Origin of the sequence: Methylobacterium sp. C25 (genome assembly GCF_021352225.1) — a bacterium.
Lineage (GTDB): Bacteria > Pseudomonadota > Alphaproteobacteria > Rhizobiales > Beijerinckiaceae > Methylobacterium.
The window spans coordinates 479884-500456 of sequence record NZ_JAAUVI010000003.1 but is presented as its reverse complement, the minus strand read 5'-3'; the positions used below and the strand labels follow the sequence as shown (position 1 = coordinate 500456).

The window sequence follows — 20573 nt, the reverse complement described above, 5'->3', positions numbered from 1 at the left end:
CGGACGAGCATGAGATGGCTTCGGTCCCGGCAACGTCGCGCGGCGGCCCGGCAAACTTGATTCCGATTACTGTCGAACCAAGCCTTCGCTCCTTGGCCTACAAGGCGTTGAAGAGCGCCATCACGGATCTCGAGATATACGACCGACCGGATGAGATCCGGCTCGACGAGCGCAAGCTCTCCGTGGAGCTCGGTGTCAGCCGGACGCCGGTTCGAGAGGCTCTGACGATTCTCGAACATCAGGGCTTCGTTCGTGCAGAACCCCGCCGCGGCATCTATGTGATCCGGAAGTCCAAGGGCGAGATCGTCGACATGATCCATGCCTGCGCGGCTCTCGAGGCGATGGCGGTTCGGCTGGCCTGCCAAAGGGCGACCGACGAACAGCTTGGGGCCCTACGAAATGAGTTCGGCGCGTTCTACGAGACCGATCGCCCGACCGAGTTCGAGATCTACTTCGAGGCTCGTTGGCGGTTCTGCCGGCACGTCGCGATCCTCGCCCAGACCGGCGAGATCCTGGCGATGCTCGATCACCTTCTCCTGCACCTTCGCAGCGTCCACGACGTGTTCTTCCGTCGGAAGACGAAGCCCGAATACCTTCGCGCTGCCTATGTCGCGATCATTGCCGCTCTGGAGCATCGGGATGCCGATCATGCAGCCCAGCTCGTCCGCGAGCGAGGGTAGGCTAGCCGACGATATCGAAGCTTCTGCCGCGCTATTCGAATCCTGCGCATCAGGATCCTGAGTCCGGTAACAATCGGCTGTGTCAGGAGCATTGGTCCCGCTCGCCTTCATAGAGGCGGCCTTCCCCTGCAGTTGGAGGGACTGACCGGCCCCAGAGCCAGCGGGCACCTCCAAGCGACCGTCCGCGCCAAGCAAACGATGGCCGGGTCGAGTGGCTGCTGTCGGGCCGTTTTTCAGGCACCAGCGTGAAGAAGCGGACATTCGAGTTTTGGCAGGAGCGGACTGGGCCGGCCCCTCGTCGAGGGCCTCGCGGAAGCAGCGATGCCCCCGCAGAGGAGGTGATTGCCTCCTCCGGGTCCCGGATCGCCTTCCGCTTCGCTGCGGGCTCCGGGAACGGGTTCAATCGCGCTGAGGCAAACGCTCGCTGCTGGTCAGCACTTCATGCGGACATAGGTTCCCGGCGCCGGCCCGAGGGAAGGCAGCGCGCCTTCGCCGGGCACCCGGGCGGGCACGCGCTCGGGCGCTTGGGCCTCGAGCCAGGAGAACCAGTAGGGCCACCACGAGCCCTCGTGCTCCGTCGCAGCCGCCAGCCAATCCTCGAACCGGCCCTTGGCGGGGCCGCCGGTACGGAAGCCGTATTTCGCCTTCTTGCCCGGCGGGTTGACCACGCCGGCGATATGGCCCGAGCCGGCGAGCACGTAATCGACCTTGCCACCGAACTTGGAGGACCCCTCGAACACCGAGAGAGCGGGGGCGATGTGGTCCTCGCGGGTAGCGAGGTTGAAGATTGGCACCTTCACCTTCTTGAGGTCGAGCTTGACGTTGCCGAGCACCATCTTGCCCTTGGCGAGGTTGTTGTTGAGGTAGCAATTGCGCAGGTAGAACGAGTGGTTCGCCTCCGGCATCCGCGTGGAATCGGCGTTCCAGTAGAGTAGGTCGAAGGGGAGCGGCGCCTTCCCCTTCACGTAGTTGTTGACCACGTAGCTCCAGATCAGGTCGCTCGGGCGCAGCATGTTGAAGGCGCTCGCCATGCGCGAACCGTCGAGGTAGCCGCGCTCCTTCATGCGCTCTTCGATGGCTTGGATCTGCTCCTCGTCGGCGAAGACCTTGAGGTCGCCGGCATGGGTGAAGTCGACCTGCGTGGTCAGGAAGGTCGTGCTCTTGATGCGGGTGTTGCCGGTGGCCGCCTGCGCCGCCATGGTCACCGCGAGCAGCGTGCCGCCGACACAGTAGCCGGCGGCCGAGACCTCGGTCTCGCCCGTGGCGATGCCGATCTGGTCGATCGCCGCCTCGATCCCTTCGCGCATATAGGACTCGAAGTCCTTTTCGCGGTGACGCTCATCGGGATTGACCCACGAGATCACGAAGACCGTCAGACCTTGGCTGACCATCCAGCCGATCAGGCTTTTGGCCGGGTTGAGATCGAGGATGTAGAACTTGTTGATCCAGGGTGGCACGATCAGGAACGGGCGCTTCAACACCGTTTCGGTCTTGGGCGCGTATTGGATCAACTCCATCAGGTCGTTGCGGTAGACGACTTCGCCGGGCGTCACCGCCACGTCCACGCCGAAGGTGAAGGCGGTCACGTCGGTCTGGCGCACGCGCAATTCGCCGCCGCCGGCCTGGATGTCCTCCTCCAGCATCTTGAGGCCGCGCACGAGATTTTCGCCGTTCTCGGCGAGGGTGTGCCGCAGGAGCTCGGGATTCGTCATTACGAAGTTCGAGGGCGAGTAGGCGGCGAGCAACTGGCGCAGGTAGAACTCGGCCTTGTGCCGGGTATGCGCGTCGATGCCCTCGGCATTCTCGACGAGCCCCTCGGCCCAGCGGGCCGTGATCAGGTAGCTCTGCTTGATGAAGTCGAAAACCGGGTTCGACGACCATTCCGGGTCGGCGAAGCGCTTGTCCTTCGGATCGGTGGGAATGGCCGGCTCGGCGGCGTTGCCCTGCATCCGGGTCAGGGTCGAGGTCCAGAGCGACATGAAAGCTTGGCCGAGCTGCGCCTGCGCCTGCATCGCGCGCTGCGGATCGCTCATCCAGGTCTCGGCGACCTTGGTGAGCGTGCGGGTCATCTCGCCCATTTCGTCGGATTGGCCGCCAGATGCGCGCCCGTTCGGCTTACTGTCGAGCGGGGCGAGATAGCTGGCGGACATGCGCCCGAACCCCTCGGCCAAGGCCGCGGCGTTGCGCGAGATCGCTTCCAGATCCGGACTGGCCGGCTTCGGAACGTCCGACACGCGTTTGATCCTCCCTTGTCGGCTCTCTCCCGTCTCTTCACGTCAACCGTGCGACGGTGGGCCTCGTTTCGGACAAATTAGCGCTTCACCCGAACATGTCGCCAGTCCGCCCGACATTGTCCAGATCGCGCACCCCCATGCTTTCGTCCAGACTCCTGGGATTTGCCGTTGTCCTGCTCGCCGCCGCGAACGCCGCCGGCTGCTCCAGCGACGTCAATCCGATAAAGGCCGCCATGGTCGGTGCCGGCTACGGACCGAAGGCGGTCGAGGCGCCCGAGTTCATCGAGTCGTCGCGCCGCTCGGGCACCTACATGCCGGTGGGCAAGGACGAGCCCAAGCGCGAGATCCGCGCCCGCAACGCGACGGCCCAGAAATCGCTCGAGGCGGATCTCGAAGCGGCTCGCACGCGCAACGAGGCCCGTGGCAAGACTGCCGAGGGCGCGGCCAAGGGTGTCGCCAAGGGCCTGAAACCGGCCCAGCCGCCGGCCGAATAGCCGCACTGGCCCGGCCGCCCATCGAGCATCGAAGGCATTGATCACCGGCTCGGGGGGTCGGCGTTCGCGCCGGACGGTGATAGGAATAACGATTCATCGCCGTGCGTGATGACGGGCCTCGCAACGGAGGCTCGTATGCTCTGGACGCCAAGAACGCCATGACCGATTTTCACCGCATCAAGCGCCTCCCGCCCTACGTTTTCGAGCAGGTCAACCGGATCAAGGCCGCCGCCCGAGCCCGCGGCGCCGACATCATCGATCTCGGCATGGGCAATCCGGACCTCGATGCCCCCAAGCACGTGATCGCCAAGCTCGTCGAGACGGCCGGCCGTCCACGCACTGACCGCTATTCGGCTTCGAAGGGCATTGCCGGCCTGCGCCGCGCCCAAGCCGGCTACTACCAGCGCCGTTTCGGCGTGAGCCTGAACCCGGACACACAGGTCGTGGCGACGCTCGGCTCGAAGGAAGGCTTCGCCAACATGGCGCAGGCGATCACGGCGCCGGGCGACGTGGTGATCGTGCCGAACCCGAGTTACCCGATCCACGCATTCGGCTTCCTGATGGCCGGCGGCGTCGTGCGCTCCGTGCCGGCAGAGCCCACGCCCGCGATGTTCCCGATCCTGGAACGCGCAATGCTGCACTCGATCCCGAAGCCTGTCGCGCTCGTGGTCTGCTACCCGTCGAACCCGACCTCGTATGTCGCGAGCCTGGATTTCTACACGGACCTCGTCGCCTTCGCGAAGAAGCACGAGATCATCCTGCTCTCCGACCTCGCCTATGCGGAGGTCTATTTCGACGAGAAGAACCCGCCGCCATCCGTGCTGCAGGTGCCGGGCGCCATCGACGTGACGGTGGAGTTCACCTCGCTCTCGAAGACCTATTCCATGGCCGGCTGGCGCATGGGCTTCGCGGTCGGCAACGAGCGCCTGCTCGCGGCGCTGACGCGCGTAAAGTCGTATCTCGATTACGGCGCCTTCACCCCGATCCAGGTCGCCGCCACCGCCGCGATCAACGGGCCGGACGACTGCATCAAGGAGATGCGCGCCACCTATAAGAAGCGCCGCGACGTGATGGTCGAGTCCTTCGGTAAGGCCGGCTGGGTGATCCCCCCGCCGCAGGCTTCGATGTTCGCCTGGGTGCCGATCCCTGAGAAGTACAAGCCGATGGGCAGCCTGGAATTCTCCAAGCTCCTGCTCGAGAAGTCGGACGTCGCCGTCGCGCCGGGCATCGGTTTCGGCGAGCATGGCGACGACTTCGTGCGCATCGCCCTCGTCGAGAACGAGCAGCGCATCCGCCAGGCCGCGCGCAACGTGCGCCGCTTCTTCGATACGGCGGACAAGACGCTGCACAACGTGGTGCCGCTGCAGCAGGCTGTCTGAGCCTCTCCGTCATTGCGGGGCGATCCAGGACATCATGCTCAGACTTCTGACGCGTTCACCCTGGATCGCCTCGATTGGCTCGCGATGACGGAAGCTCCTGGCCTCAAACCTCTGCCTGCTCCCCGAGCGTGTCCTCGATGTAGAGCTGCTCCAGCAGCACCTTGATCACCGCCATCATGGGCAGCGCCAGCGCGATGCCCCATAGCCCGAACAGCACGCCAAGCAGGAGCTGCCCGGCGAAGATCGTGGCGGGCGGGATGTCCAGAGCGCGCTTCTGGATGAAGGGCGTCAGGCCGTAGCTCTCCAGCGTCTGAACTGCGAGATAGACGCCGAGCGCACCGAGCAGGGCGTTGAAGCCCGACGCCAGGCTCGCCAGCAGAATGATCGCACCCGCCACCAGCGGACCGACCGTCGGGATGAACGCGAGAAGACCCGCCTGGAGGCCCAGGATCAGCGAGCCGCCGATGCCGAGGAAGGCGAGACCCGCCCAGGTGAAGAGGAAGATTACCGCCATGGTGATGAGCTGGCCAAACAGCCAGTGCCGCAGCGTCTCGCCCATGCCGTCGAGCACCTGGCCGCCGCGTTTGCGATGCCGCGGCGGAAGGAATCGGACGAGGCCGTTGCGATAGGCGCTCGGATCGGCCGCAACCGAGAGGCCGAGGAACACGATTACCAAGACGTTGCCGAGCGCGTTGAACAGTTCGAGCAGCACCGCCGCAGCCGGGCCAAGCACGTTTCCGGCATCGGAAAGCAGCGAGCCGGGGCTCTTCAGGACGCCCGAGGCGAAGCTGCCGAAGCCGCCCTTCTGCTCCTCCTCGCCGCCGGGCTTGGGCTCGCCCGTGCCCTGCAGGGCTTCGAGCTTGCCGACATCGATGCCGTGGCTCTTCAGCCAATCGCGTACCGTGCCGGACTGGCTCTGGATGGTCTGGCCGAGATCGCGCGCCTGCTGGGCGATCGTGGCGCCCCCGAAGGCGCTCATCCCGAGCAGCAGCCCGGCCACCGCCATGCTGACGGCGGTGAGGCGCAGAGCGCGCGGAAGCCGCAGGACATAACCGAGGCCGCGCGTCAGCCCATCGAGGAACACACCGAGCAGGATGCCGGCGAAGATCAGGAGCAGCGTCGCTGAAGCCGTCCAGGCCAGTGCGAGCAGGGCGATGAAGGCGACGACGGCGATGCCTGAGACCACGAGCGAGCGGGTGCTACGCTCGGAACCGGCCACCCCGTCTGCGGGCGGTGCGGCTGGCTGCGCCTCGAACTCCTCGGTCGCCATACACATGTCCCCCGCCGATCCGGCTGTTGCCCGCGGCATGGACGCAAATGGCGGCGGCGTCCATCACCCTCGGGATCCTGCGGCCCAGCTCTGGGCCGCCTGCGCGTCGGCTTCTATCGCCTCGACCCAGCCGCCCGTCGTCCCGTCGGTGAGATGCTCTCGCTTCCAGAACGGTGCACGGGCCTTCAGGTAGTCCATCAGGAAGTCTGCTGCCTCGAAAGCCGCTTTGCGATGCGCCGAGGCCGTGATCACCAGCACGATGCCCGCGCCCGGCCGGATCAGCCCGTGCCGATGGATGACGCGGACTGCCTGGATCGGCCAGCGTCCCTCGGCCTCCTCGACGACACGCTCGATCTCGGCCTCGGCCATTCCGGGATAGTGCTCGAGCTCCAGCGCCGTCAGCCGGCCGTCTTCGTCGCGGCACAGGCCCGTGAAGCTCACTACCGCTCCGGCGCGGCCTTGCAGGCCAGCCTCGACCGCCGCGAGTTCGGCTGCAACGTCGAAGGGTTCGGGCTGAATGCTGACGCGGCTCATGCGCTCCTCGAAACGAAAGGCACGGCTTACCCTGCCGCGCATGCGCCTATATGTCCCTGCTCGGCCTCGGGCGCCATCGCGCGTCTGCCCCGATAAGGACGTTGCGCGTGACCCCTGACCTGATCCTGCCTCACGACGGCATCCTGCCGATCTTCTCTGCCCGCCCGGTCTGGTGCGGCACGGGCTGTGCGGTGATCGGCGCCGCGGCGATCGGGGCCCAGGCTTGGCTAGGCGACGACAGCGTGATCCGGGCCGATGGGCAGACCGTCACGGTTGGTGACCGATTTTGGCTCGGCAGCCGCTCCACGGTCCATATCGCCACCGACACGCATCCAACCGTGATCGGCGACAGGGTCACGGTGGGTCGCAACGCGGTTGTGCATGCCTGCACCGTGGGCTCGGACGTGGTGATCGAGGACGACGTCATCGTGCTCGACGGCTCGGTGGTCGGCGACGGTGTGCTGATCGAGGCTGGCTCCACGGTGTTTCCGCGCTCGACCCTCGAGGCTGGCTACCTTTATGCAGGCAGCCCGGCCAAGCCTCAGCGCCCGATCACCCGCGAGGATCTCGCCGAGCGGGCGGAGCGCCTGCGCGAAGCCGCTGCCGCGGCTTCTGCACCTGCGGCGAGTGACGAGCCGGAGACGGACGAGACGGTCTTCGTGGCTCGCACGGCGCGGCTCTCCGGGCGGATCATGCTCGGGGCTGGCTCGACCGTACTGTTTTCCTGCCTGCTCAGTGCCGAGGTCGGTCCCATCGTCGTCGGCGCCGACACCAACATCCAGGACAATTCGGTGATCCGCACCCGCGGCGAGGGCGTGGTCATCGGGCGCGACACCACCATCGCCCACAACGTGCGCATGGCCGATTGCCGGATCGGCGCCCGCAGCCTGATAGGCATCGGCGCCACGATCGCGCCGGGCACCGTGATCGCCGACGACGTCATGCTCGCCGGCGGCGCCACCACCGATCCGGGCCAGCTCCTCGATTCGGGCCATCTCTGGGGCGGCCGTCCCGCCCGGATCCTCGCGCCGCTCGACGCGGCCAAGCGCACGATGATGGCGCGGATCGTCGAGGGTTATTGCGCGCATGGCAACGAGTACCGGCAGGCGCAGGCGGCCGAGGCCGTCTGAACACTAGAGCGTCGCGCTCATCTGCCGCGACCGGCGGGACGACAGCTGCAGAAGGCCGACGAGTGCCGCGAGCAGTCCGGCCGTCGCCCCGACGGCGAGCGCCCAGCGCGGCCCGAGATGGTCCGCCACCCATCCGACCAGGGGGCCGCCGATCGGCGTGCCACCCAGCGTGATCGCGATCAGGATCGCCATGACCCGGCCGCGCATGGCCGGCTCGGTGCCGAGCTGGATCGCGCCGTTGGCCGAGGTGGTGAAAGTCTGGAAGGCCAATCCGACGAGGACCAAGGCGATGCCGAAGAGGACGTAGTTCGGCGTCAAAGCGGCGAGGCCAAGCCCGATGCCGAAGAGCGCCGCACCGCCGACCAGGAAGCCCATCCGAGGCCGTTCGCGCCGCGCCGCGAGCAACGAGCCCACCACTGAGCCCGCCGCCATGCTCGAGGCCAACAGGCCGAAGGCGCTCGCATCGGCGTGAAACACCTTCACCGACATGGTCGAGATGAAGATCGGGAAGTTGAGGCCGAAGGTGCCGATCAGGAACAGCATCCCGAGCACAGCTAGGAGATCCGGGCGGCCACCGACATAGCGTAGCCCTTCCCTCATGCTGCCGCGGCGGCGCGCGGCCCGTTCGTTGCGGTGAAGCGCGTCGAGTCGGAGCCGGGCCAGGGCGACGATCGGAGCGAGGTAGCTCGCCGCGTTGATCAGGAACACCGCGCCCGTGCCGATGACGCCGACGAGCAGCCCGGCCGCGGCGGGGCCGACCAGCTGCGCACCATGGAACATCGCCGAGTTCAGCGCGACGGCGTTCGCCAGATCGGCTTCGCCGACGAGCTCGGCGACGAAGGTCTGCCGGGCGGGGATGTCGAACGCCGTGGTGCAGCCGAGGAGCAGTGCCAGCCCGTAGACGTGCCAAGTCTGCACGAGTCCGCTCACGGCGAGCAGCCCGAGCGCGAGGGCGAGCACCGCGAGCACGGACTGCGTCGCCAGCAGCAGCTTGCGCCGGTCGAGCTGGTCGGCCGCGGTGCCGGTCCAGGGCAGCAGCAGCACCTGCGGGGCGAATTGCAGGCCGGTGACGATCCCGACCGCCGTGGCGTTGTGGTCGGTGAGCTGGGTGAGGACGAGCCAGTCCTGCGCGGTGCGCTGCATCCCCGTCCCGATGTTCGAGATGAGGGCGCCGGCCGCCCAGAGCCGGAAATTATGGACCCGCAGCGAGCGGAAGGTTCCCGTCGCGGGCACCGGGGCGATCGCGTTCACGGACTCTCCGGGTGATTGCCGCCGTGCAGGCGTCCGAACATCCTCGCTAGCCCGAGGCCGGAAAGCAGAAAGCCCAGGCCGAAGGCGAGGGCGTCTCCGGTAACGCCGAGGTCGAACCTGCCGACCCGCAGGACCAGCAGGTAGGCGATCACGAGATTTGCGAAGCCCCAGGCGACGTTCACCGTCGAACTCGACAGCCCGACGCCGCGCGGCTTGGCGAAGGGGCTCTGGAACGGCCGGCCCTGCAGGCCGCAGACGAGGTGCGGCATGGCATTGGCGAGAACCACACCGCCGAGGCCATGCGCGAGAAGGGAGAGGGCATCCATCTCAGGCGTGTCCCCGGTCGAGCAGGGCGACGATCTCCGCGCTGGTGCCGATCTCGCCGAGGCGCGGGAAGATGCGCGTCAGGCTGTACTGGTGGGCCTCGGCGAAGCGATCCGCCATCGCGTCCCGCGCGAAGGTGAGGTTGTAGCCGAGCTCATGCGCGAACCGAGCCGTCGATTCGACGCCGACGCTGGTGGCGATGCCGGCAAGCACGATCTGGGTCACACCATGCTCACGCAGATGCGCGTCGAGATGCGTGTTCGTGAAGGCACCCCAGCTGCGCTTGGTCACGCGATGATCACTCTCCTGCGGATCGAGCTCGGGGATGATCTCGGTCCAGTCGGGCGGCAGGTCGGCGAGGTTGGGGCGCTGCTCGACCCGGCCGGGCGAGCCGCCGGCGACATTTACCAGGACCACCGGCAATCCGTGGCGGCGAAAGGCCTTGGCGAGCGCGGCCGCGCGCGCGACGAGCGGGGCGGATTCGTCTCCGGGCAGCATGCCGACGATGCCCTTCTGGAGATCGATGAGGACGAGAGCAGTCGTCGGGTCGAGGGCCGTGAGGGCCATGGCGGTCTCCGTGGGTTCCAGAGGGAGTCAGGAGGTGGCGAGGCGACGGATGACGGCGGCTGCGCCCGCCACGGCATCGCGCTCTGCAGGATCGAGTTGGTTTAGGGCCTGGCCGAGCCAGGCACGGCGCAGGCGGCGGCCGTCTTGCCAGGCTGCATCTCCGCCCTCGGTGAGGGCGAAGAGCACTTGGCGGCCGTCTGTCGGATGTGCCCGACGCTCGATGAAGCCAGCCTGCTCCAGGGCCGCGAGGGTCGCGCCCATGGATTGCGGCTTCACCGTCTCGGCGCGGGCGAGATCGGCGGTGGTCGCGGGGCCGAGCTTGCCCAGTCGGGCCAGCGCCGCGAACTGCGACCAAGTCAGCTCGCCAGGGTTCGATTCCGCCCGCAGCCGGCGCAGCAGCAGGCCGGTGGCCTGGAGCAGGTCTTCGACATCGGCCGCCAGCGACGCGGCGTGATCAGAGGGATCGGCCATGCCCCTCCATAAAACTCATCAGCTAAACTTGCAAGTTTTCCTGATGAGTATTGCCCTCGCCATCGATCAGGTCGGCTCGGCACCGTCTGCGAGGAACCGCCCCACAAGCATCTGCGCCAGCACGCGCGGAGAGCCGGGTACCAGCACGGCAAGCTTGTTCGAGGTCGAGAGCGAGGCGAGGCCGTGCAGGCCGGCCCAGAGGGTGGCGACGGCCTGCCGGCGTTCGGTCGGGTCCGGCAGCATCGGTGTCAGAACCTGGTCCACGAGACCGACCGCTTCCGCCAGGGCCTCGGCATACCACTCGGGAAACGGTACATCGGGCGCGGCGACATGCTCGAAGACCAGGCTCCAGACCCGCGGATCGGCGGCGACGAAGACGAGATAGGCGTCGGCGAGCGCCAGGGCGTTGTCGCGTGCGGGCCTCTGCGGGTCGATCGCATTCTGCAGTGTCGTGTACAGGCGGCGGAAGGTGCGCGCGTTGACCCGCAGAATGACCTGATCGAGGTCGCCTACGGCGTTGTAGATCGAGTTCGGTGCATAGCCGATCGCGGCGGCGAGCCGTCGCATGCCGAGACCGCGGAAGCCCTCATTCCGCACGAGGCTCTCAGCCGCCTGGGCGACCATCTCGGTGAAGCCTTCGCGGTCATGTTCGCCTCGCGGCCCGGCGGCCCGCTTGCCTCTCGTCACGCACCAGTCTCCGTCGTCGAATCTCGCGACACAACAGAACCTTAGGACATCCGAGGCATTCTCGGCCGCCCTTGGTTCCGGGTGTGTCGTCGCACCTCACGAGTCGTCTAGATTGCACGTCGTGCAAAATCAACATTGCGCCGCGGCTCCGGCTGGATATTTTGAACGTCGTGCAAATCATCCGATGACTGGCAAGGCCGGAAGGTCGGACAGGCTGGATTTGACGCCCAAGCTATCGCCGGGCAGTCATGGGTCAGCCGGGAGAGAGGTCCATGTTCGCTTCCCTGATGACGACGCAGCGCTTCGCGCCGCTGTTCTGGTGCCAATTCTTTTCGGCCTTCAACGACAACTTCCTCAAGAACGCCCTGGCCCTGCTGATCCTGTTCAAGGTCGGCGAAGGCGGCACGGATGCCGGCCATGGCGGCGTGCTCGTCACGCTGGCGAGCGCCGTGTTCATCGGCCCGTTCTTCATCCTGTCGGGCCTCGGCGGCCAGCTCGCCGACCGCTACGACAAGGCGGTGCTGGCCAAGCGCCTGAAGTTCGCGGAGATTTTCGCCGCCCTGCTATCGGTGCTCGGCTTCTGGCTGCAATCGGTGCCGCTGCTCTTCGCGGCGCTCGGCTCCTTCGGCATCATCGCCGCCCTGTTCGGGCCGATCAAATACGGCATCCTGCCCGACCATCTGAAGCGCGAGGAGCTCACCGCTGGCAACGCGCTGGTCGAGGCCGCGACCTTCCTCGCCATCCTGCTCGGCACCATCACCGCCGGCCTCGCCATGGCGGCAGGCGGTCATGCGCTCGGCCTCGGCGCCGGCCTGATGACCTTCGCGGTGCTGTGCTGGCTCGCCGCCCGGCAGATCCCGCGCACCGGCGAGGGCGACCCCAATCTCAAGATCGACGCCAACGTCGCCCGCTCCACCGTCGAGCTGCTGCGCGACCTCTGGAACGACACGCGCCTGTGGCGCGGCTCGGTGATCGTGAGCTGGTTCTGGGTCGTCGGCGTGGTGGTGCTCTCGCTTCTGCCGGTGCTGGTGCGACAGACGCTGAACGGCACCGAAATCGTCGCCACGACCCTGCTCGCCGTGTTCTCCATCGGCATCGCTGTGGGCTCGGCCCTTGCCTCCTGGCTGGCGAGCGGGCGCATCGTGCTGTTGCCGACCCCGATCGGCGCGATCCTGATGGGCATCTTCGGCCTCGACCTCGCCTGGACCGTCGCGCATATCGAGCCGGCCGTCGGCGAGCCGATCGGCGCGCTCGCCTTCATCGGCAGCGTCACCGGCCTTCGCCTGCTGATCGACTTCGCTGGCCTCGCCGTCGCGGGCGGTCTCTACATCGTGCCGTCCTTCGCCGCCGTGCAGGCCTGGACGCCGAAGGAGAAGCGCGCCCGGGTCATCGGTGCCGTGAACATCCTCACCGCCGCCTTCATGGTCGGCGGCACCCTGGCACTGGCCGCACTGCAGGCCGCCGGCCTGTCGATGGCCCAATTGCTGACGCTCGTCGCAGGGCTCAACCTCGTCGTGGGCGTGATCGTCTTCAAGATCATGCCGACGAGCCCGTTTCGCGATTTCCTCTCGATCCTGTTCCGCGCCTTCTACCGCCTGGAGGTGAAGGGCCTGGAGAACGTCGAGAAGGCTGGCCCGAACGCGATCATCGCGCTCAACCACGTCTCCTTCCTCGATGCGCCGCTCGCCCTGTCGCTCCTCGACACCGAGCCGGTCTTCGCCATCGATCACGGCATCGCCCAGCGCTGGTGGGTGAAGCCGTTCCTCAAGATCACCAAGGCGATGCCGCTCGACCCGACCCGGCCGCTCGCCACCCGCTCGCTCATCAACGCGGTGAAGAACGGCGAGACGCTGATCATCTTCCCCGAGGGGCGCCTCACCGTCACCGGCAGCCTGATGAAGGTCTATGACGGGGCCGGCCTCATCGCCGACAAGTCGGGCGCGATGGTCGTGCCGGTGAAGATCGACGGCCTCGAACAGACCGCCTTCTCGCGGCTCTCGCGGGCCCAGGTCCGCCGCCGCTGGTGGCCCAAGGTCACCGTGACGATCATGGAGCCGGTCAAGCTCGAGGTGGATCCGGAGCTGAAGGGCAAGAACCGCCGTCGCGCGGCGGGTGCTGCCCTCTACGACATCATGTCGGACCTCGTCTTCGACACCACCGACATCGACCGCAGCGTGATGTCCGCGCTGATCGAGGCCGGTGACCGCCACGGCTGGGGCCGCATCGCCCTCGAAGACCCGGTCACCGGTACGCTGACCTATTCGCGCCTCGTGATGGGCGCCAACATCCTCGGCCGCAAGCTCATGCCGCTGGCCCCCGAGGGCAAGACGATCGGGCTGATGCTGCCCAACGCCAATGGCGCCGCGGTGACCTTCTTCGCCCTGGCGAGCGCGGGCCGGGTGCCGGCGATGATCAACTTCTCGGCCGGCGCCGCCAACGTGCTCTCCGCCTGCAAGGCTGCCGAAGTGACGACCATTGTCACCTCGCGCGCCTTCATCGAGAAGGGCCGCCTCGGCGGCCTGATCGAGGGCCTCGAAGGCAAGGTGAAGCTCGTCTACCTGGAGGACGTGCGCGCCACCGTCACCACCGGCGACAAGCTCAAGGGCCTCATCGCCCCCCGCAAGCCGCTGGTGAAGCGCAAGGGGGACGACCCGGTCGCCGTGTTGTTCACTTCGGGCTCCGAGGGTACGCCAAAGGGCGTCGTGCTCGCCCACCGCAACATGCTGGCGAATACCGCCCAGGCGGCAGCCCGCATCGATTTCGGCCGCCAGGACAAGGTGTTCAACGCCCTGCCGGTCTTCCATGCCTTCGGCCTGACTGCGGGCCTCGTGCTGCCGTTGGTCTCCGGCGTGCCGGTCTATCTCTACCCGTCGCCGCTGCACTACCGGATCGTGCCGGAGCTGATCTACGGCACCAACTCCACCGTGCTGTTCGGGACCGACACCTTCCTCACTGGCTACGCCAAGGCCGCCCACCCCTACGACCTGCGCTCGCTGCGCTACGTCGTCGCCGGCGCCGAGAAGGTGAAGGAATCCACCCGCAAGACCTGGGCGGAAAAGTTCGGCCTGCGCATCCTTGAAGGCTATGGCGTCTCCGAATGCGGCCCGGTCGTCGCGCTCAACACGCCGATGTTCAACCGCTTCGGCACGGTCGGCCGCATCCTCCCCGGCATGGAGTATCGGCTCGAGGCCGTGCCCGGCATCGACGAGGGCGGGCGGCTCTTCGTGAAGGGGCCGAACATCATGCTCGGCTACTATCGCGCCGAGAAACCCGGTGTGCTCGAACCGCCGCCCGGCGGCTGGCACGATACCGGCGACATCGTCGCGATCGACGCGGAGGGCTTCGTCGCGATCAAGGGCCGCGCCAAGCGCTTCGCCAAGATCGCCGGCGAGATGGTTTCCCTCGCCACCGTCGAGTCGCTCGCCGCCGAGCTCTGGCCGGATGCTCCGAGCGCGGTCGCCGCGGTGCCCGATGCCCGCAAGGGCGAGCGCCTGATCCTGTTCACCGAGGCCAAGGGCGCGACACGCCCCGGCTACCAAGCTTTCGCCAAGTCGAAGGGCGCGCCGGAGATCGCCGTGCCAGCCGAGGTGGTGATCCTCGACAAGCTGCCGATGCTCGGCACCGGCAAGGTCGACCAGGTCGGTGTGATGAAGATCGCCAAGGAGCGGGCCCCTGCGGTGGAGGCCGCCTAACCCAACAAGCCGCCGGCAAGGTGCCGCCGAACAGCCCGGTGCGCTCTGCGGGCCGGGCTTTTTGCTGCGCGCGCACCATCCCGCTTGCAATCCGATCGTGTTTCGATATATCTAAACTATCGACATATCGAAACACGATCGGAATACATCATGTTCGGACGCTTCCACCGACGATTTCACCACACCCGCCAGGATTGGATGTTCGCCCGACACGAGCGCGGCGACGACCACGGCTTCGGGCCGTTCGGCCGCGGGCCTCATCGCGGCTTCGGTCGCCACGGGGGTCCAGGCCGCTTCTTCGGCCATGGCGACCTGCGCCTCGTCGTCCTCGCCCTCATCGGCGAGCAGCCGCGCTACGGCTACGAGATCATCAAGGCGATCGAGGAGCGGGTCGGCGGCGCCTACAGCCCGAGCCCAGGCACGATCTACCCGACGCTGACCATGCTGCAGGACCTCGGTCACGTGACCGTCAGCGATGGAGAGGGCGCCAAGAAGCTGCACACCATCACCGAGGAGGGGAAGGCCTATCTCGACGCGCACCGGCCCACGCTCGACGCGCTTTTCGCCCGCATGGACGAGACCGGGCGACGCCACGGTGGCGGTTCGGCTCCCCAGGTCGTGCGCGCCATGGAGAACCTGCGGATGGCGCTGCGCATGCGCCTCTCTCGCGGGGCGCTCGACGACGAGCAGATCAACGCCGTCGCCGCGGCGATCGACGCGGCGGCCACCGCGATCGAGCGGGTCTGAACGGCTCGGGCCTTGACCGGGCGCTCGAAACCTTGATGCAGGGCCTCGCCAACGACAGCGAGGCCCAAACTGCATGCTGGCTCCCGCCGCCGAAGCCGGAAAAAGCCGCGCGTCCTTCCTGACGCCGCTGCTCACTGATCGCCGAATCGCCGCCGGGCTCTTTCTAGGCGTCGGTTCGGGGATGGCCTTCCCGCTCATCTACGCCACCCAATCCGTCTGGCTGACCCGGGCCGGGGTACCGATCGAGACCATCGGCTGGCTGTTCGGGCTGACCTTTCCCTACAAGCTCAAGTTCCTCTGGGCGCCGTTTCTCGATCGCTACGACCCGCCGCTGATCGGAGCCTGGCTCGGCAGGAGGCGCGGCTGGATCCTGCTGGCTCAGCTCGGCGTCGCGGCGGGTCTGGCGGGCATCGCCTTCGGTGATCCGGCGAATTGGCTCGGCTGGACCATCGCCTTCTCGCTGGCGCTCGGCGTTGCCGGGGCGACCCAGGACATCACCGTCGACGGCTGGCGTATCGCCGTCGTCTCGAAGGCCGAGCTGCCGCTGATGTCGTCCTGGGCCGAGATCGGCTGGCGCCTCGGCACGCTCGTCGCGGGCGCCGGCGCGCTGATCGTTGCCGGCGAGCATGGCTGGAAGGTCGCCTATCTCGTCATGGCCGGCATGATGCTGCCGAGCATGATCGCAGCCTGGCTGGCGCCCGAGCCGAAATCCGACAAGGACAAGCTGCGGGAGCCGCTGAACCTCGTCGCGACGATCTGGGCGCCGATCAAGGATCTGCTCGACCGCCTAGGGCCGCTCGGCATTCCGATCCTGCTGATGATCGCGGGCTTCCGGATGTCCGGCTACGTCTCGACAGCGATGGCGAACCCGCTCTTCGTGACGCTGCATTACTCGGACGTCGACATCGCCACGGTGGTGAAGGTCTACGGCTTCTGGCTGGCACTCGGCGCCACCTTCCTCGGCGGCTGGATGATCCCACGGATCGGGCTGATGCCGACGCTGCTCTTCGGCACCGTATTCGGCTCGGCCGCGCATCTCGCGCTCGCCTATCTCGCCCTCTACGGCGATCACAACGACGGCGCCTACTGGACCTTCGTGATGGCGGTGGGGATCGAGGCCTTCGCCTATGCCTTCGCCTCGATCGTGCTGATCACCTACATGTCGACCCTGACCTCGGATGAGCATGCTGCGAGCCAGTTCGCGCTGATGACCTCCCTCGTGGCGCTGCCCGGTAACCTCCTGGCGATGACCTCGGGCGTCGCGGTCAAGGCGCTGGGCTTCGCCGGGTTCTTCGTCGGCACCTCGCTGATCGGCATCCCGGTGGCCCTGCTCTGCGCGTGGATCTGGTGGCGGCAGAGCCGCCAGCCCCGAGCAGTAACCTGAGCGGTTGGCCGGCCGAACTTCAGCCATCGTCTCGACGCACAGGCCCATTCATGACTGTCGACCGCCGCCGCTTCCTCGTCTCCTCCGCCGGCCTCGTCCTCGCCGGGCCGGCTCTCGCTCAGGGCTATGGGCAGACCTTCAAGGTCGACAACGACGAGGGGCGCCCGATCGCCAACATGCGCCTGCCGGGCGAGCTGACCGGGCAGGCCGCGGAGCTGAAGGGCGTCACCTATATCGGCCCGCGGGATGCCGAGGTCGTGCTCTACGAGTACTTCGACTACAATTGCCCCTATTGCCGGAAGGCCGCCGCGGACATCCAGGCGCTGGCCGCCAGCGATCCCGCTCTGCGGATCGGCCTCGTCAACAACCCGATTCTCTCTCCAACGTCGGCCCAGGCAGCCAAGGTGGCGCTCGCCGTCCAGCGCAAGCTGGGCTCGGCTGCCGCCTTCAAGCTGTACGGCCAGCTGCTGGGCACACCGGGCCAGATCGACGGTCTCAAGGCGCTGACGATTGCCGCCAAGACAGGCGTGCCGCGCGCCGAGCTGGAATCCATCGGCGATAGCGAGGAGGTGCGCGAGGCACTGAGCGCGCAGATGCACCTCGCGGCCAATCTCGGCCTCACTGCGACGCCGTCTTACGTGCTCGGCAATATCGGCATCCTTGGCCATCCCGGGCCGAAGGCTCTCGCCCGCATGATCGCCTCTATGCGCCGCTGCGATCAGATCGCCTGCGGGTAGCGCCGAGACCGATCTCGACTGCCGCGTCTAGGACGGCGCGATCGTACTGGCGCTCTTTGCGGTCGGCGAATTGGCCGGTATCGGCATGCACGGCGAGCGCTCGGTGTAGCGCACTGTCGGCAGCTGGAATGCCGGACGGGCCTTGGCGCGGGCGGTGTGACCCACCCGCGCCCATGCCTCAGGGCTTCTTCGCGTCCGCTGGCGGCGTGGCCGGGGTGGGCGTGGCAGGAGCAGGCGCGGTCGGCGCGGCGTCGGTACGCTCGATCTTGGCAGATTCGCGCAGCTTCAGGATGATGTCCTGCTGCGCCTTTCGGGTCAGGTACTGATCGACCTGCTCCTTCATCTCGTCGAAGCTCGGGATCGGCTTGGTGCGCTTCTCCTCGACCTTGATGACGTGCCAGCCGAACTGCGTCTTCACCGGATCTGAGACCTGGCCGGGGCTCATTTTGAAGGCGGCTTCTGCGAAAGGAGCGACCATGCGCTCCTTGGTGAACCAGCCGAGATCCCCGCCCTCTGCCTTCGAGCCGGGGTCCTTGGAGAGCTCTCCGGCGATCTTCGAGAAGTCCTCGCCGCCCTTGATACGGGCTGCGATCTTCTTCGCGTCGGCCTCGTTGTCGACGAGGATGTGCCGGGCGTGGACCTCCTCCTCCGGCTTCATCGATTTGACGGTTTGGTCGTAGAGCGCCTTGGCCGCGTCGGGCGTCGCCGCCTTCTTCGCCTCCTGCTCCAGGTAGTCGTCGAGCAGGAGCTTGTCGCGAAAGTAGGCGAGCTTGCGCTTGAACTCGGGTGTCTCGCCGACCTTGGCGGCGTCGGCCGCCTGCGCGCCGACGCGCAGATCGATCATGTAGTCGACCAACAGGCCCTTCTTGCCGGCTTCGTCGACGCCCGGCAGCGACAGGGCGGGGTCCTCTCCTGCGATGGTGAGATCGCCCTGCGTGACCGGCACACCGTTCACCTTGGCCACCACAGTGTCAGGCGAAAGCTTCGCGGCGGGAGCGGCCGGCGTCGCGGGTGTCGCGGGGGCCGCGGCCGGCTCCTGGGCCAGAGCGACGGCGGGAAGCGTGAGCGCGAGCACGAACGCGCTCGGACGCAGGAAGCGGGAAAGAATCGGCATGAACAGAGATTCGTCCTTGGGCATCGTCGGTGCGGGCCAGCTCTGTCGGTCGGCTCTCGCATCGGCGTGAGGAAGCGACCGCGGGCCGCAGGCAACCGCGAAACAGGTGGAAGCTCGCAACGCCAAACGCAAGCGTGGCCGTCCGAATTGGCTTGGCGGCGCCCTTAGGAATTGCCGAGAGAGGACCCGCGGCCCAGTCTCCTCAGCCGCGCGGGCCGACGAGGCCCGGGGGCAACAGATCCGGCTCGCGGGAAGCTGGCCGAGGGACCGCGCGTGCGACCGGGGCCTGGCGTGCGGCCTCGGGCTTCGGCGCAGGCGCGGCCGCGGGCTTCGAACGTGTGATCGGCTGGACCGCCGGTGCAAGATCGGCGGTGCTCGGCACCGGCTGCCCGGCGCGCGCCGGCTTGATGACCGCACGCGGCGTGATCGACCCGGTGGTCACGACATCGGTGGCTGCGGACGGAACGGGCGTGCCCGGCGTGTCGAGGCCGTAGATGTCGTCGCGAAAATGTGCGCGTCCGTCGGGCGTGGCGTAGCCGGTGAGATAGACGAAGATCACGGGCACCGGCTTCACGAGCTTGATGTCGCGCTTTTCGCCCGTGGCGATGCCGCTCTCGATCTCGATCGGACCCCAGGCCGAGCCGGGGCCGTTCGGACCCTCGGTGCCCTGGAGGAGCCAAGCTGCAAATTCCTTGACTTGACCGACGCGCACGCAGCCATGCGAGTGGAAACGCACGTTGCCGGCAAACAGCGACTTCGACGGGGTATCGTGCATGTAGACGGCGAACTTGTTCGGCATGTCGATACGGACTTGGCCGAGCGAGTTGTCGAAACCGGAATCCTGGCGCAGCGTGTAGTTGACCGCCTTTTCGCCACTCCAGTCGAAGGTCGTGGAATCGACCTCGACGCCACCGGGACCGAGCATGCGGATGTGATTCTTGGCGAGATAGCCCGGGTTCTTGCGCATCGTCGGGATGATCTCGTTCTTGATCACCGAGACGGGCAAGGTCCAGGTCGGGTTGAGGTTGACGTCGGTGACCCGGGTCTCGACCGAAGGCGTCGCCTTGTCGGGCTTGCCGACCACGGCGACGTAGCGGCGCGCGACGGCGCCGTTCTCCACCGCCTCGACCGTGGCCGAGGGGATGTTCACGACGACGTAGCGCTCGCCGAACGGGAATTTCGAGCCCATCAGGCGCTCCGCCGAGGCGGCGAGCTGGCGCTGGCGCACGCTCGCCGGCACGTTCAGGGCGGCAACGGTCAGGCGCTGGACGAGGCCCGACTCCGGCAGGCCATGCCGCGCCTGGAAGGATTTCACCGCGGCCACCAGCGTCTCGTCATACAGATCGGAATGCGTGGCGTTCGCGGCGAGATCGCCGGTCATAACGAGATGGCCGCGCAGCGCGGCGACGGCCGGATCGCGGTCGCCCGGTTTCAGGCTGAGGCCAGTCGGGACCTGGCTCCAACCGCCGGCCTCGGCCAGGGCCTTGTAGTGGTCGGCCATACGCATGGTGGCGAGGAAGGTCGCCGGAGTCAGCGTGGGCGTCGGGTCCTCGGACACCTTGGCGTATACGAGAGCCGGGGCCTCGCGCGATTTTTTGGGGGCAGGAGCCGCGACTGAGCTACCCTGAGAAGCCTGTGGCGCGACGGCCGGCTGCGGGGTGGGGGCCGGGGCATGTTCCGGTGCAGAGGGCTGAACGGAGAGCGGCAGGGGCGCCGGCTGGGGCTGCGCTTGCGGCTCGGCGTGAGCCGCACCGAACAACATCAGCGCCGTGACCGGCGCGAAAGCCACCGTGCCGAGGGCACGGGTTCGAGTGTGGTTACGCAGCAACATGTCCGGCCTCAAGCGGGTCGTTGCTCGACGATGCACCGGGATGGTTA

18 protein-coding genes are annotated in these 20573 nt (G+C 67.4%); 8 read left to right on the top strand and 10 right to left on the bottom strand.

The features are described 5' to 3' along the window. Window positions 1–14 precede the first annotated feature (14 nt). Entirely contained in the window at window positions 15–680 is a 666-nt protein-coding gene (locus HCU64_RS12220; protein ID WP_233384175.1) for a GntR family transcriptional regulator, read from the top strand. A gap of 431 nt (window positions 681–1111) precedes the next feature. Here the strand turns inward: HCU64_RS12220 and HCU64_RS12215 are convergent, their stop codons facing one another. After that, window positions 1112–2914: a PHA/PHB synthase family protein gene (locus HCU64_RS12215; RefSeq protein WP_233384173.1), complete on the bottom strand. Its 1803-nt coding sequence runs from the start codon at window positions 2912–2914 to the stop codon at window positions 1112–1114. Window positions 2915–3051: 137 nt separating this feature from the next. Here HCU64_RS12215 and HCU64_RS12210 point away from each other — a divergent pair, with 137 nt between their 5' ends. Together HCU64_RS12210 and HCU64_RS12205 are read left to right on the top strand one after the other, a co-directional pair. After that, a complete protein-coding gene (locus HCU64_RS12210; RefSeq protein ID WP_233384172.1) occupies window positions 3052–3408 on the top strand; it encodes a hypothetical protein in 357 nt (118 codons plus the stop codon). 158 nt (window positions 3409–3566) lie between these two features. Next, window positions 3567–4787, top strand: a complete 1221-nt coding sequence (locus tag HCU64_RS12205) for an LL-diaminopimelate aminotransferase (protein WP_233384170.1) — start codon at window positions 3567–3569, stop codon at window positions 4785–4787. 103 nt (window positions 4788–4890) lie between these two features. On the opposite strand, the gene HCU64_RS12200 is transcribed toward HCU64_RS12205, so the two are convergent. Further along, window positions 4891–6057 (bottom strand): AI-2E family transporter, encoded by a 1167-nt coding sequence (locus HCU64_RS12200; RefSeq protein WP_233384168.1) that lies wholly within the window; start codon window positions 6055–6057, stop codon window positions 4891–4893. 63 nt (window positions 6058–6120) lie between these two features. Then, window positions 6121–6591 carry a molybdenum cofactor biosynthesis protein MoaE gene (locus HCU64_RS12195; protein ID WP_233384167.1) on the bottom strand — a complete coding sequence of 157 codons (471 nt, stop codon included), beginning with the start codon at window positions 6589–6591 and terminating at the stop codon, window positions 6121–6123. A 107-nt stretch (window positions 6592–6698) separates the two neighbouring features. On the opposite strand from HCU64_RS12195, the gene HCU64_RS12190 reads away from it, so the two are divergent. Then, window positions 6699–7721: a gamma carbonic anhydrase family protein gene (locus tag HCU64_RS12190; RefSeq protein WP_233384165.1), complete on the top strand. Its 1023-nt coding sequence runs from the start codon at window positions 6699–6701 to the stop codon at window positions 7719–7721. Between the two features lie 3 nt (window positions 7722–7724). Here the strand turns inward: HCU64_RS12190 and HCU64_RS12185 are convergent, their stop codons facing one another. The 5 genes from HCU64_RS12185 to HCU64_RS12165 form a co-directional block, all read right to left on the bottom strand. After that, window positions 7725–8972, bottom strand: coding sequence for an MFS transporter (locus HCU64_RS12185; protein ID WP_233384164.1), 1248 nt, complete (start codon window positions 8970–8972; stop codon window positions 7725–7727). Then, window positions 8969–9298: a hypothetical protein gene (locus HCU64_RS12180; protein ID WP_233384162.1), complete on the bottom strand. Its 330-nt coding sequence runs from the start codon at window positions 9296–9298 to the stop codon at window positions 8969–8971. Before HCU64_RS12180 ends, HCU64_RS12185 begins: the two co-directional genes overlap by 4 nt. 1 nt (window position 9299) lies before the next feature. After that, on the bottom strand, window positions 9300–9863 hold the full coding sequence (locus HCU64_RS12175; protein ID WP_233384161.1) for an isochorismatase family protein: 564 nt from the start codon (window positions 9861–9863) through the stop codon (window positions 9300–9302). Window positions 9864–9890: 27 nt separating this feature from the next. After that, window positions 9891–10334, bottom strand: coding sequence for a MarR family transcriptional regulator (locus HCU64_RS12170; RefSeq protein ID WP_233384160.1), 444 nt, complete (start codon window positions 10332–10334; stop codon window positions 9891–9893). Between the two features lie 66 nt (window positions 10335–10400). Then, entirely contained in the window at window positions 10401–10958 is a 558-nt protein-coding gene (locus HCU64_RS12165; RefSeq protein WP_233384299.1) for a TetR/AcrR family transcriptional regulator, read from the bottom strand. A gap of 335 nt (window positions 10959–11293) precedes the next feature. Between HCU64_RS12165 and HCU64_RS12160 the strand changes: the two genes are divergently transcribed. The 4 genes from HCU64_RS12160 to HCU64_RS12145 all read left to right on the top strand — a co-directional run bounded on the left by HCU64_RS12160 (window position 11294) and on the right by HCU64_RS12145 (window position 17581). After that, complete coding sequence (locus HCU64_RS12160; RefSeq protein WP_233384159.1) at window positions 11294–14713, top strand: acyl-[ACP]--phospholipid O-acyltransferase; 3420 nt, start codon at window positions 11294–11296, stop codon at window positions 14711–14713. 150 nt (window positions 14714–14863) lie between these two features. Continuing rightward, window positions 14864–15460, top strand: coding sequence for a PadR family transcriptional regulator (locus HCU64_RS12155; RefSeq protein WP_233384158.1), 597 nt, complete (start codon window positions 14864–14866; stop codon window positions 15458–15460). 73 nt (window positions 15461–15533) lie between these two features. Further along, window positions 15534–16844, top strand: a complete 1311-nt coding sequence (locus tag HCU64_RS12150) for an AmpG family muropeptide MFS transporter (protein ID WP_233384157.1) — start codon at window positions 15534–15536, stop codon at window positions 16842–16844. A gap of 50 nt (window positions 16845–16894) precedes the next feature. After that, window positions 16895–17581: a DsbA family protein gene (locus HCU64_RS12145; protein ID WP_233384156.1), complete on the top strand. Its 687-nt coding sequence runs from the start codon at window positions 16895–16897 to the stop codon at window positions 17579–17581. Window positions 17582–17759: 178 nt separating this feature from the next. Here the strand turns inward: HCU64_RS12145 and HCU64_RS12140 are convergent, their stop codons facing one another. Together HCU64_RS12140 and HCU64_RS12135 are read right to left on the bottom strand one after the other, a co-directional pair. Next, a complete protein-coding gene (locus HCU64_RS12140; protein WP_233384154.1) occupies window positions 17760–18695 on the bottom strand; it encodes a peptidylprolyl isomerase in 936 nt (311 codons plus the stop codon). 202 nt (window positions 18696–18897) lie between these two features. Further along, a complete protein-coding gene (locus HCU64_RS12135) occupies window positions 18898–20526 on the bottom strand; it encodes a L,D-transpeptidase family protein (protein ID WP_233384153.1) in 1629 nt (542 codons plus the stop codon). Window positions 20527–20573: the final 47 nt, after the last annotated feature.

Excerpts from the sequence above, each read along its gene's own strand:
- HCU64_RS12220 (WP_233384175.1), top strand. The coding sequence starts at position 15 with ATGGCTTCGGTCCCGGCAACGTCGCGCGGCGGCCCGGCAAACTTGATT.
- HCU64_RS12210 (WP_233384172.1), top strand. The coding sequence starts at position 3,052 with ATGCTTTCGTCCAGACTCCTGGGATTTGCCGTTGTCCTGCTCGCCGCC.
- HCU64_RS12205 (WP_233384170.1), top strand. The coding sequence starts at position 3,567 with ATGACCGATTTTCACCGCATCAAGCGCCTCCCGCCCTACGTTTTCGAG.
- HCU64_RS12200 (WP_233384168.1), bottom strand. The coding sequence starts at position 6,057 with ATGGCGACCGAGGAGTTCGAGGCGCAGCCAGCCGCACCGCCCGCAGAC.
- HCU64_RS12195 (WP_233384167.1), bottom strand. The coding sequence starts at position 6,591 with ATGAGCCGCGTCAGCATTCAGCCCGAACCCTTCGACGTTGCAGCCGAA.
- HCU64_RS12180 (WP_233384162.1), bottom strand. The coding sequence starts at position 9,298 with ATGGATGCCCTCTCCCTTCTCGCGCATGGCCTCGGCGGTGTGGTTCTC.
- HCU64_RS12175 (WP_233384161.1), bottom strand. The coding sequence starts at position 9,863 with ATGGCCCTCACGGCCCTCGACCCGACGACTGCTCTCGTCCTCATCGAT.
- HCU64_RS12170 (WP_233384160.1), bottom strand. The coding sequence starts at position 10,334 with ATGGCCGATCCCTCTGATCACGCCGCGTCGCTGGCGGCCGATGTCGAA.
- HCU64_RS12165 (WP_233384299.1), bottom strand. The coding sequence starts at position 10,958 with ATGGTCGCCCAGGCGGCTGAGAGCCTCGTGCGGAATGAGGGCTTCCGC.
- HCU64_RS12160 (WP_233384159.1), top strand. The coding sequence starts at position 11,294 with ATGTTCGCTTCCCTGATGACGACGCAGCGCTTCGCGCCGCTGTTCTGG.
- HCU64_RS12155 (WP_233384158.1), top strand. The coding sequence starts at position 14,864 with ATGTTCGGACGCTTCCACCGACGATTTCACCACACCCGCCAGGATTGG.
- HCU64_RS12150 (WP_233384157.1), top strand. The coding sequence starts at position 15,534 with ATGCTGGCTCCCGCCGCCGAAGCCGGAAAAAGCCGCGCGTCCTTCCTG.
- HCU64_RS12145 (WP_233384156.1), top strand. The coding sequence starts at position 16,895 with ATGACTGTCGACCGCCGCCGCTTCCTCGTCTCCTCCGCCGGCCTCGTC.
- HCU64_RS12140 (WP_233384154.1), bottom strand. The coding sequence starts at position 18,695 with ATGCCGATTCTTTCCCGCTTCCTGCGTCCGAGCGCGTTCGTGCTCGCG.
- HCU64_RS12135 (WP_233384153.1), bottom strand. The coding sequence starts at position 20,526 with ATGTTGCTGCGTAACCACACTCGAACCCGTGCCCTCGGCACGGTGGCT.